Genomic DNA, 11,925 nt, shown 5'->3' with positions numbered 1-11,925 from the left:
TTGTTGGGCTTTTCGTTTTTCATATCATTTCTGTTTTTGAAAAACTCTCCATGTAAACTAAATTCAGGAATCTACACTATCTTAAAACAGCCTTTGCACTTCGACTAAACCGATCGAGATCGCTCATAGATTCACATTTGAATACAAATGGTTACATTTGATAAAAACATCAAGGCCTTGGAGTTACTGATCATCTTTATACTTACGCTGCTAAACGGCTTTTTTGCGCTTTCTGAAATTGCACTGGTTTCCGTTAAGAAGGCAAGGATAGACCACCTGGCTGCCCAGGGAAATAAAAGTGCTTTAGCGATTCAAAAACTGCTTTTGAATCCCGAAAATTTTCTTTCCTCAGTTCAGGTTGGCATTACGCTCATAGGCATTATTGCTGGTGCGTATGGAGGGGCAGCGCTTACAGATGATATGATTAGACTACTTTCGGACTGGGGACTGCCGGCGAACTATGTAGACACGATCTCGCTCGTTATCGTCATTGGCGGCATTACTTACTTTACCATTGTGGTTGGGGAGTTGGTGCCAAAAACCATTGCCATGAATAATCCGGAAGGGATTGCATTGGTGACCGTACCAATTATCAAAGTTTTTACTTCCATTACCTTTCCTTTTGTGAAACTACTGTCGATTTCCACGAAATTGATTCTAAAAATAACCGGGATTAAAGAAACCGAAGGTGAGCGCGTGAGTGAGGATGAATTAAGATTTATGTTGAAAACCGCCGGTACTCAGGGCGTGCTTGAAACAGAGGAAAGTCAGGCGATGCAGAACCTTTTTTCCTTTACCGACCAAACGGCAAAGTCAATGATGACCCACAGTTCAGAGGTGGAATGGATAGATTATAATTGGTCAAAGGATTTGATTTTAGCCAAATTTACCAAAAGTGCACATTCGAAATTTCTGGTAGGCGAGGGTACACTCGACAATTTAAAGGGTGTGGTTTCCATCAAAGACCTATTAGAAAACTATAATCGCCCCGATTTTCACATCAGTCAAATTTTGTTAAGGCCGATTTACGTGATCCAGAATACGCCGGCTTTTAAAATATTGAACCTTTTCAAAGGCAAGAAGCAGTATATGGGGGTCGTTGTTGACGAATATGGTGGTGTGCGTGGAATAATTACGCTGCATGACTTAATCGAAGCCATCGTGGGAGATTTACCGGATGAAGATGAAATTCAGGAAGAACACATAACTAAACGGGAAGACGGCAGCCACCTGATCAATGGGCGTACTACGATTCTCGAAATAAACCAGTTTTTCTCCAGCGAAGTGGTTGAGGAAAACATTGGACAGTATACCACGATTTCGGGATTTATGATCTATCATCTAAAATCCATGCCACATGCCGGTGATATCGTCCGGCTTGGGAACCTAAAGTTTGAGATCTTGGATATGGATGGGGTGCGCATTGACAAAGTTGCTGTTACAGAACTTGACCTTGCATAAACATTGGAGATTCCCGACCTTCGTATCTTTGCAGAAAGTTTAGATTGAATGAGTTTATATAAGACGAATGAAGAAGTAGAGATACAGCGGGAAAGTTGTTTGCTGGTAAGTTCCACCATCGCAGAGGTTGCCAAAGCAATTAAACCGGGTATTACAACGCTTTCTTTGGATACACTTGGGGAAACTTTTATCCGGGATAATGGAGGTTTACCATCCTGTAAAGGTTACCACGGATTTCCTTATGCTTTATGTATTTCCGTGAATGAACAAGTTGTACATGGCTTCCCTGGTAGTTACGTGATTAAAGATGGTGATGTTATTACCATTGATACGGTGATTTCCAAAAACGGTTTTCATGGAGATCATGCATATACTTTCATCGTTGGTGAAACCACACCCGAGATTCTGCAGCTTATAAAAGTGACCAAAGAATCATTGTATTTAGGCATTAAACAGGCCGTAACCGGAAATCGAATTGGCGATATCGCGTATGCGATCGAGCAATACACGCAGGGTCAGCATGGCTATGGCGTGATCAAGGAATTTGTGGGTCATGGTGTTGGTCGCCAGATGCATGAGGATCCTCAGGTGCCAAATTATGGCAGAAGAGGTACTGGCAAGAAACTGCAGGAGAATATGGTTCTGGCTATTGAGCCGATGATTTCATTAGGGAGCCCAGATATTTATACTTTAGAAGATGGCTGGACCGTATCCACTGAAGACGGCTTAGCTGCCGCACATTTTGAACATAATGTATGTGTTAAAAAAGGCACGCCAATTATACTTTCAGATTTTACAAGGATTGAAGCTGCAGAAAAGCAGAATGTGAATTTGAACAGCAGTTACTATTAGTTAGGTTTTTTTATTTTTTGGAAGCCCTGCAGCGATGCGGGGCCTTTTTTTGTGAGAAATGTGATCTTAGTAGTGATGGGGAAGTGGAATCGAAGTTAGATGCTAATAAACGTCTTCAGCAAAGCAGATTTGAATCGTTAAGAACATATACTTCTCGCAATGGTTATCAAAATGCGTAAATTGCTGTCTAAAACAAGGAAACATTGTTATGAAAAAGGAAGTGGTGTTAAGCAAGTTTGAGGCTGATATTATCTCCCATACTGATGATATTGAGCGTCTAAAAAGAGATGTTTTTAGGCCTGACATTGAAAAATTGAAATTATTTACAAAAATGCTTCGTACCAATGCTACACTAAAGAGGGCTAAAATCATCCATAAATAAATATGGATATTATGGATGAAGCATTGTTACGCTTTTGGAGCTTGCTAAACAGTAATGATGTGCAGTATATAATGGTGGGCGGATTTGCCACCAGAAATTAGACGTTATGACTACCATGAAAGGTCTTGAATAATATACTTTTCAAGATTGTCTTAACTGTGCCTCTATTGCAGACTTTGAAGGAATACAGGTTCCTTTCCTCCATATCAATCAGCTTATCCTGAATAAAAAAGTCGTAAATAGGCCTAAAGATCAGATCGATGTGATTGAGCTTGAGAAAATCAAAAAGCTAAGAAATAGCTAAATGCAATTTAATTTGAATACTAAGTTATAGATAGGGCAGTTTCTGCGCTATCTATAACTTAGTATCTTAACTTAAAACTTCACAGTTGGCGGCAAATATTTCGCAATCAATTCCTCGTAGTAAGGCTTCAATTCAGAAAGCACCGGCGCCTTTGGACTTTTCGAATAAAGGTCGTAAGGATTAAATTTATCCACCCATTTAAACATCTCGTGATCATGCGCGTTAAGCAGGTGATCATAGGCATGCTCCCGGTGCTGTGAATAGAAGGAGTGATACCTGATCATATACAAGGCTTCTTCAGGAAGATAGTCTTTGGTAAGGTGATACATGTACTCATCGTGGCCCCAGGACATATGTACCTGATCCAAACCGCAGTGTTCGGAATATACGCCCAACTTCGTGTTGAACCTTTCATCATGTGAGTCAGGATTGGCCTCGAAGAACTCTGGAAACACGATTTTGTCAGAAAACTTGCAACCTACTGGGAAAGAATCTCCCACTACATTCCACTGTGGTTCACCAAAGAGACAAAGCACTTTGCCAAGATCATGAATGAAACCAGTTAGCACAAACCAGTCCGGGTGACCATCCGCTCTGATCGCTTCTGCCGTTTGCAGCAGGTGTTGCAGCTGATCCAATGAAGTATCCGGATCTGAATCATCAACCAGTGTATTCAGGTACTCCATAGCCGACCACCAAGGCATCTCCATCTGTTCGAACTTCAAGAACTTCGCTTTTTTCGCTAAGACATTATCGTAGGTCTGATAGGTGTGGTTAAGCCTATAGAATTCACGGATTGGGTTATCCGTTTCGCTGTCATAGGTTCTAAAATCCGACTTTGTCTTGGCCGGTTCAGGATAACGTGCTACGACATCGTCCTCCCATACTTCAAGGCTCGATAATGGTGACTTTTCTTTTTCGCTTAGCTGTTTCATAATTAAGGTGTTTATTTGATATCTAATTACCAGAAAACTGTGTACAGTGCCGCCAGAATACCACATATCACAACAGAGGCGACGATAAAGCCAGGTGTTACCCTGAACATTTCTTTGTTTATTTCAAGTCCTTTCGGATTGTTCTTGCTTTCGGGATCTGAAACAGTGATCAGATACATTAAGATAAGAATAATGCAGAACACCCAGGACATCCGGTTTAAAAATGGAATCGGCTCAACTGCGCCGCCGGTAAGGGTGGGCAGAAACTTGAACAGTACAGATAAAGGAATGGTGAGTAACGCTGCGGTGAGTGCTGCCCTGGAGGTTGTTCTCTTCCAGAAAAACCCTAAAAGGAATATTGCAAATACGCCAGGAGATATAAATCCAACATACTCCTGTATAAATTGATAAACCTGATCAAAACTCCGCAATGCAGGTGCCACAATAATGGCAATCAATGAAGAAACGACCACTGCCCACCTGCCGATGCTCACCATCTTGCTTTCCGTTGCTTCAGGATTGATGAATTTCTTGTAAATATCTAAGGTAAAGATCGTTGCGATGCTGTTACACTTGCCGGCCAGGGAGGCAACAATGGCTGCGGTAAGCGCCGCAAAGGCCAGTCCTTTTATGCCTACGGGCAATAGGTTCATCAATACAGGGTAAGCATGATCTGGCTTCACCGTACCATTAGCGTCCACCATTTCCGTTTGAAAATAACCTTGCTGGAAAAGCACGAATACGGCGATGCCTGGGATTACAACAATAACCGGGATCAGCAATTTAAGAAATGCAGCGAAAAGTAATCCCGCACGTCCGGTTTTCAGATCGGCACCAAGTGCACGTTGAACGATATACTGGTTACATCCCCAATAGTTTAGATTGTTGATCCAAAGTCCACCTGCAAGAACTGCAATGCCCGGCAGGTCATCATAATACTGGTGTCCTTTGGAGAAGATCATGTGAAAATGATCATCAGCTTCAACCCGCAGTACGGCAAGTGCGTCAATGATGCCATTGCCGTTTACTTTGTCAGAGACAAGCTGTAGTGCCATGTAACAGGTGACCAGTCCTCCAAGGACCAACACCAGCACTTGGATCACATCCGTGTAGCCAATCACTTTCATGCCACCAAGTGTAATGATTGCAGAGAATATAGCCAGCGCTATTACACAAACATAGAAGGGGATACCTGTAATGGTTTCTATCGCAAGTGCACCAAGAAAGAAAATGGAGGTCAGGTTCACAAAGACGTATACCAGCAACCAGAATACGGCCATGAGTGTGCTTACGGTGTTGTTATAACGTCCCGACAGGAACTGCGGCATGGTATAGATATGGTTCTTGACGTAGATGGGGAGGAAGAAAACAGCTACAATGATCAACGTGGCAGCAGCCATCCACTCATAACTCGCGATGGCAAGTCCCATAGCAAATCCAGATCCCGCCATGCCAATGAAATGCTCTGCGGAAATGTTTGAGGCGATAATTGATGCACCAATCGCCCACCAGGTTAGGGAACCTTCAGCCAGAAAGTAGTCCTTAGTGTCCGTTCGTGTCTGCTTTTTTCGCTGATAAACCCAGTATCCATAACTTAATATTACAATGAAATAGATTAAAAAGATAACGTAGTCGTAAACGGAAAGGTGGTTCATGTGTCGGCTTAAAATTTGGTTGATTCAATTTGAGAATAAATTTCATCAAATCCTTCATCTGCTGAATTTTATTTGCCGGAATAATATGAAAGTGTAAAATGTTGTGACCTGCTCCTGATTGCAAGGTTAAGCCATCAGACTGTATTTTTAGGTAGTCTGATAAGCGTCTTTGTGATTGAAAAGGATGTTGTTTTAACTAGTCGATCTTCCAATAAGGATTAGGAGTTCTGGCAGACTTAAACCGCTTATGGAATTCAGAAACAACTTTTGGGTGTTGGTTAGCCACGTTAATACGCTCGGCTCTGTCCGTTTCGAGGTTATAGAGTTCGAGCACTTTCGTGTTGGCGTAAAGCACAGCTTTCCATTTGCCCTTCCTTAAAGCTTGAACGGGTTGTTTTCCCTCATGGAACTCCCAATATAGATAATCATGATTTTTCTGCATTTTGCCTTTGCCTGACAGCACCGGAACCAGGGATATGCCCTCGGTCTTAATTCCGTTCTGCTGCAGGTTCACACCTGCGTAAGCTGCAAGAGTAGGCAGTATGTCGGGAAAACCGGAGATGTGGTCAGAGATAATGTCCTTCTCGATACCCGCACCGGATACAATGAAGGGTACACGGATTCCGCCTTCATAAACATCACGTTTAGCACCCCTTAAGCCGCCTGCACTGTTCAGTATATCGGGATCTGCGCCGCCTTCTTTATGCGGCCCATTATCACTTGAAAACATGATGATGGTATTCCTATCCAAGCCTTTTTCTTTAAGCTTGTTCATAATGCTGGCAATATCGCGGTCCAGCCTTACGATCATCGTTGCATAAGCAGCAATGGGGTTTGCCGAACTTCCATAACCACCCACTGAAGCTTCGCGGCTGTAATCTTTACCTGTATAGGGCTGTTCCTTGAATTTGCCTTTGAAGGATTCAAATAGTTCATCATCAGGGACAATCATTTCGGCATGTGGCGTGATGTAGGCCAGACACAGGAAAAAGGGTTCATTCTGCTGCTGCCGGTCTAAAAACCCCAGCGCCTCAGTAGTGAACAGATCACTGGAAAATTTTTCTTGTCGCCGGTTGGCATTTTCTGGAATTTGGATCTTCCCCTCGTTGCGGTACAGGTACTCCGGATAATGATTATGGGCATGTGCCTGGTTAAGGTAACCATAGAAATAGTCAAAGCCCTTTTTGTTTGGGTGACCGCTGGTGCCATCCATACCCAGTCCCCATTTGCCAATAATGGCAGTTTGATAGGCTGCTTTTTTAAGCACTTCAGCAATGGTGATATCCTCTTGGCGGAGTGGCAGTCCTGCCCCGAGGCCCAGGGGTCCCTTTTCGTAATTCCCTCTGATCCAGCTATGTCCAATGTCTCGGCCAGTCATCAGCGCTGCCCTGGATGGTGCACAAACAGGCGCCGCAGCATAGTGCTGCGTAAACTTTAGTCCGTGTGCGGCAAGGCTGTCGAGTGTAGGGGTTCTGAAATGACGCTGCCCATAGCTGCTTAGATCTCCATAACCCATATCGTCTGCAAGAATATAAATAATGTTGGGTTTTGCAGGTTTGCTGGTTTGCGCTTTAAGCTCAAGGTGAGGTTGGGCGCAGACTGCAACAAGCGCTATAAGGCAGCATCTTTTCAGTATGTCCATTCGTAATTATTTGTTTGTTTTAACTTGCACATCTGGCGCTTCATTGTTCAGAATGGTTTCTGTGACCACACTTCTTTTTCCGCTTGGCATAATTACGATCGTTTTCAAAATGCGTTTTTGTCCTTTTGGAACATTCACTTTAATCGCTGTTTCATAAGGATGTGCCGTTTCAGATGGCCGGGTATTATCCAGGGTATAGTAAATCTTTGCGCCCTGAGCTGCTGCTTTCAACTCAATGTTAAAGTTTTCGCCGTTTAAAAGCGGCTCTTCCTGTCCGATGGGAGTTGGTACCCAGTAGTTGGTGCCTGTTTTGTCTAAACGGGAAAGGTGCGCCGGAACGCGTTCTTCATAGAAATTCTTGAAGTCTTTACGGTCCTTTTGGCTCCATGCAACTTCTGCAAGTGAGTATAACCTTGGAAAGATGGTGTATTCTACTTTCGCTGGTGTTTCGATATACTCTGTCCAAACGTTAGCCTGTACACCGATGATGTACTTCTGTTGTTCAGGTGTTAATGCTGCCGGAACCGGATCGTATGCATAAACTTTAGTTGCCGTAGAGTGTCCACCGATACTAAGTGGTTCATCCGGCGATTTGGATTGTTGGTGGTCGAAATACAATCCACCACTGTTTGGCGTCATAATTACATCGTGATTTTGTTTTGCTGATGCGATTCCACCATCTTCACCTCTCCAGGACATCACCGTTGCGTTCGGTGCTAAGCCACCTTCCAGGATCTCGTCCCATCCAATGATCGAGCGACCCTTGCCATTTAGGTATCTTTCCATGCGCTGGATGAAATAACTCTGCAAGCCATGCTCATCTTTAAGGTTGTTGTCCTTGATGAACTGCTGGCAGAATGCAGATTGCTTCCAGTATTCTTTCGGGCTTTCATCACCACCAATATGAATGTACTTCGATGGGAATAGGGCAATGACCTCGTCTAAAACATTCTCCAGGAATTTAAAAGTATTTTCAGTTGGCACGAATACATCGTCGAAAACGCCCCAGGTTTGCTGAACCTGCTTGCCTTTTCTAGATCCTGACCATGGTGTCTTAGGGTCAATGAAAGTATCCCGATCAGGGAATGCACTCAGCTCCGGATAGGCTGCGATTGCTGCAGAGGCATGACCGGGCATTTCAATTTCGGGTACTACATTAATGAATTTCGTAGCTGCATAAGCAACCACTTCTTTGACTTCATCTTGGGTATAGTAGCCTTTGTACACTTCGTTGTCGGTTCCGATACCTGGATGACGGCCAATGATGGTTCCATTACGTGAAGCGCCAACGCTAGTTAACTTGGGGTATTTCTTGATTTCGATTCTCCAGCCCTGGTCTTCAGTTAAATGCCAATGAAAGTTATTTAACTTATAAGCAGCCATCATATCGATGTACTTCTTGATAAAAGACACCGGGAAGTAGTGACGTCCTACATCCAGGTGTAATCCGCGGTATTTAAATCTTGGGAAGTCATTGATCTCAGCTGTTGAAATGGTGATTTTATCATTCTGTCTTTCCGGCATCAATTGCATTAGCGATTGTACGCCGTAAAACAAACCGGCATCCTTGCCCGTAACAGTGATCCTGTTGTTTTTAATAGAAATCTTGTAACCTTCAGCAGGTAACTGGTCCGCACCTTCAGAGGTAAGTACTACCGCTTTTGTTTTCGCATCAGCAACTTTAACCTCGCGGAGCGCAAATCCCCCTTTGGTAACAATAAAGGCGTTTAACAAGTCTGCATGTTTTTGGTTCTGGGCATCTGTAGCGACAAGTACAGCCGTTTTATCAAGTACAAAAGTTCCGTTCGATTTTTGGATAGAAACGGGTACCGGAATGATACCCATGTTTGCATCATGCTGTGCAAACGCCGGAACAGCGATAGCTGCGGCGATAATACAGGTTAGAATTTTTTTCATTTTTGTGTTTAGTGAATAAGGCTCCAATATAAATACAAAAGGGACTTTTTTATGTAACAAGCAAATTCCTTGTACAAATTTGAACAGAAAATAGACAGTATTGTACAGCTGACCTCAGCTTCAAATGAGCCTAAAAGCTGTTCCGAATGGTTTCGCGCTATTCATTTAAGAATTTATCTGTGCTTTGGAGCACTCCGTAGTTTTAAATAGGTGATAACTAGAAATGCACCCAGCGGGCTGGCTAGAAAACAAAGCAACACGGAACCCCAGTATCCTAATGCCGTGTTTCGGCCATAGTTACCCAGTGCTACAATGAACAATAATATCACTGATAAGATTCCGAACTCGGTCATGCCGAGGTTGAGAAATGGTAAGTTCATACACCTTTTTAATTGTTGATACAAGTTATGCTTATTTTAAATTGCTCTCATCCCACAGGTTAGTCGATATATAATTTTGGAAGAAAAATGGACGTTTGAAAACATGCAAGCTTTGATCCTAAGCTATATTTGCGCCCAATTATGGCTAAGAGCTGCCACATTTTAATAGATACCGATGACCGATAAATCAATTCCTTTACCTGATAATGAGCTGCAGCGAATTATTGGACTTTCTGATCTGGATATGGACTTCATAGATATGGAAGGCGCTTTTAATGACCTGACCTTGTTAGCAACAAAAATTACCGGTATGCAAACCTCATTAATCAACATCATTGATGCCCATACGCAATGGACCATAGCGAAGCAAGGAATCGATGTTAAGCAGGTGCCGAGAGCAGATTCTGTGTGTCATTATACAATCTTGGGAGATAAGTATGTTGAGATTCAAGATCTTAGGCTTGATGCGCGCTTCAGTTATAGAGACTTCGTAGCACGGCCTGACGGCTTCCGGTATTATTTTGGCATTCCGCTTCGAATCACCGAAGGCATTAACATCGGGACCTTATGTGTTTTGGACACCAAAGTAAATTCGCTCAGCCCCGAAGAGATTGAATTGTTGAAGCTGGTTTCGCAGACGGTGGTTGAGCGGCTGAAATCGATGACCGTTATTCGCCAGTTAAATGAAAAGCTGCATGAATTAGAAGCTTCCAAAAGGAAGGCTGCACATGATATTCGTGGACCCCTCGCAGGAATTGTAGGGCTTTCATCGTTGCTAAAAGAACAAGGGACATCAGTAGATGCCGAAGAGTTAAGTAAATACGTAAGTATGATCTATAAGAGTGGGCAGTCATTGCTTGATCTCGCTGACGAGATCTTGACTGACGGTGTTAACAGATCGGTCATACCGCAAGGCTTCGATTTAACCTTGTTTAGCGAAAAGCTCACCACATTGTATCAGCCTCAGGCGGAAGCCAAGCATGTAGAATTGGAATTCATGCTCGAACCATGCAATCAGATCGTGCCATTTTCTAAGAACATGCTCATGCAAATCGCCGGAAATCTGATTTCAAATGCTATTAAATTCACTTCAGCGGGGGGGAAAGTTCAGGTGAAACTTAGAATGATTTTAAGAAGGAGCAAAGTATTTCTCCGGATCCATGTATCAGATACCGGTTCGGGCATGGACGAAAAGTCAATACAACGAATCCTCCTTGGAAAAGCAGAGACTACTCCAGGTACAATCGGCGAAAGAGGATATGGGCTTGGTCTCAGCCTCGTAAAACATCTGGTAGAACTTAGAGGTGGGAAGATAAAGATCACTTCAATTGTTGATCAGGGTTCGGTGTTTGTAGTCACACTGCCTCAATACCTTTAGTTAGGCCTGGGTTTAACAGCTGTTCAAGTTAAGATTGAACAAAACGTAGACAGGAATGAACACGCAGACCACGCTCTAGAGGGTAAATTTGGTATAATGCATTATTCAAATGCGGCCTCTTTCTTATATTAACGATTAACTTTAGAATTAACACCCTGAACCTAGAATGAAAAAAAGAGCTATACTGCTGAACGGTCTTTCCTTAGTATTGGCCTGTTCCACACTCCAAATCAAAGCACAGTCTGGCGTAACTAAGGCCCTGCAGCAACAATCTTCTCCAGCTGAAGGTCCTGCTAAAGCGCGGGTGAAGTGGAAACTGGTATTTTCCGATAAATTTGATTCCAACGGTGCATTTGACCAAAGTAAGTGGGTGTACAGCAGCCGGGGAAATCCGGCATGGGCCAGATACCTTACTGCCTCACCTGAATATGTATATCAAAAAGGTGGCAAGCTTCTGCTGAAAATGGATAAAGCTAACCTGCCAGGCGATTCGGTGCCCTACCACTCCGCAGGCATTCAAACCTCTGGTAAGTTCAGCCTGCTGTACGGAAAAGTTGAAGTACGTGCAAAATTTACAAAAGGGAAGGGCTCCTGGCCAGCGATTTGGATGATGCCGGAAGGCTCCGGTGCTTACGGCGGCTGGCCGAATAGCGGTGAAATCGATATCATGGAGCACGTCAACAACGAGCCGGTAATTCACCAGACCATCCATAATACCGCCATGACAGACGCTGCAGGCGCAAGTAAAGCGACACATCAGGCCAGTTATGATGCCGAGGATTTCAACACCTATGGAATTATCTGGAATGCCGAAACCATACAATTCTATGTAAATGACGTGCTGCAATACACCTATGCCAAGCCTGAAGGTTCGACTTTCAAGGAATGGCCTTTCGATAAACCTTTCTACCTGATCTTAAACCAGGCTGGTGGAGCAGGTTGGCCTGGAGCACTTGAGGAGCAGGATCTTCCTTTTGAAATGCAGGTCGACTGGGTGAAGGTTTACAAACAGAAATAAC

The 11,925-nt window shown here is 43.5% G+C and carries 10 protein-coding genes; 5 read left to right on the top strand and 5 right to left on the bottom strand.

Annotated features, from left to right (window positions below):
- Positions 1–147: 147 nt before the first annotated feature.
- The 3 genes from ACTHQF_RS15040 to ACTHQF_RS15030 all read left to right on the top strand — a co-directional run bounded on the left by ACTHQF_RS15040 (position 148) and on the right by ACTHQF_RS15030 (position 2,695).
- Positions 148–1,461: a hemolysin family protein gene (locus tag ACTHQF_RS15040; RefSeq protein ID WP_440431403.1), complete on the top strand. Its 1,314-nt coding sequence runs from the start codon at positions 148–150 to the stop codon at positions 1,459–1,461.
- A gap of 48 nt (positions 1,462–1,509) precedes the next feature.
- Positions 1,510–2,313, top strand: coding sequence for a type I methionyl aminopeptidase (map, locus tag ACTHQF_RS15035; protein WP_440431401.1), 804 nt, complete (start codon positions 1,510–1,512; stop codon positions 2,311–2,313).
- 208 nt (positions 2,314–2,521) lie between these two features.
- Entirely contained in the window at positions 2,522–2,695 is a 174-nt protein-coding gene (locus tag ACTHQF_RS15030) for a hypothetical protein (protein ID WP_440431399.1), read from the top strand.
- A gap of 375 nt (positions 2,696–3,070) precedes the next feature.
- Here ACTHQF_RS15030 and ACTHQF_RS15025 read toward each other — a convergent pair whose 3' ends face one another.
- The 5 genes from ACTHQF_RS15025 to ACTHQF_RS15005 form a co-directional block, all read right to left on the bottom strand.
- Positions 3,071–3,934 (bottom strand): inositol oxygenase family protein, encoded by an 864-nt coding sequence (locus tag ACTHQF_RS15025; protein WP_440431397.1) that lies wholly within the window; start codon positions 3,932–3,934, stop codon positions 3,071–3,073.
- A 26-nt stretch (positions 3,935–3,960) separates the two neighbouring features.
- Positions 3,961–5,589 carry a sodium/sugar symporter gene (locus ACTHQF_RS15020; RefSeq protein ID WP_440431395.1) on the bottom strand — a complete coding sequence of 543 codons (1,629 nt, stop codon included), beginning with the start codon at positions 5,587–5,589 and terminating at the stop codon, positions 3,961–3,963.
- A 196-nt stretch (positions 5,590–5,785) separates the two neighbouring features.
- Entirely contained in the window at positions 5,786–7,231 is a 1,446-nt protein-coding gene (locus ACTHQF_RS15015) for an arylsulfatase (RefSeq protein WP_440431393.1), read from the bottom strand.
- A gap of 6 nt (positions 7,232–7,237) precedes the next feature.
- Entirely contained in the window at positions 7,238–9,148 is a 1,911-nt protein-coding gene (locus ACTHQF_RS15010) for a beta-N-acetylhexosaminidase (protein ID WP_440431391.1), read from the bottom strand.
- A 173-nt stretch (positions 9,149–9,321) separates the two neighbouring features.
- On the bottom strand, positions 9,322–9,528 hold the full coding sequence (locus ACTHQF_RS15005) for a hypothetical protein (protein WP_440431389.1): 207 nt from the start codon (positions 9,526–9,528) through the stop codon (positions 9,322–9,324).
- Between the two features lie 175 nt (positions 9,529–9,703).
- On the opposite strand from ACTHQF_RS15005, the gene ACTHQF_RS15000 reads away from it, so the two are divergent.
- Both ACTHQF_RS15000 and ACTHQF_RS14995 read left to right on the top strand, forming a co-directional pair.
- Positions 9,704–10,906 (top strand): sensor histidine kinase, encoded by a 1,203-nt coding sequence (locus ACTHQF_RS15000; RefSeq protein ID WP_440431387.1) that lies wholly within the window; start codon positions 9,704–9,706, stop codon positions 10,904–10,906.
- Between the two features lie 166 nt (positions 10,907–11,072).
- Positions 11,073–11,924, top strand: a complete 852-nt coding sequence (locus ACTHQF_RS14995; protein WP_440431385.1) for a glycoside hydrolase family 16 protein — start codon at positions 11,073–11,075, stop codon at positions 11,922–11,924.
- Position 11,925 lies beyond the last annotated feature (1 nt).

This window comes from Pedobacter sp. SAFR-022 (genome assembly GCF_051965375.1).
GTDB lineage: Bacteria > Bacteroidota > Bacteroidia > Sphingobacteriales > Sphingobacteriaceae > Pedobacter.
The sequence above is the reverse complement of the archived record's forward strand: the minus strand, read 5'-3'. Positions and strand labels throughout refer to the sequence as shown.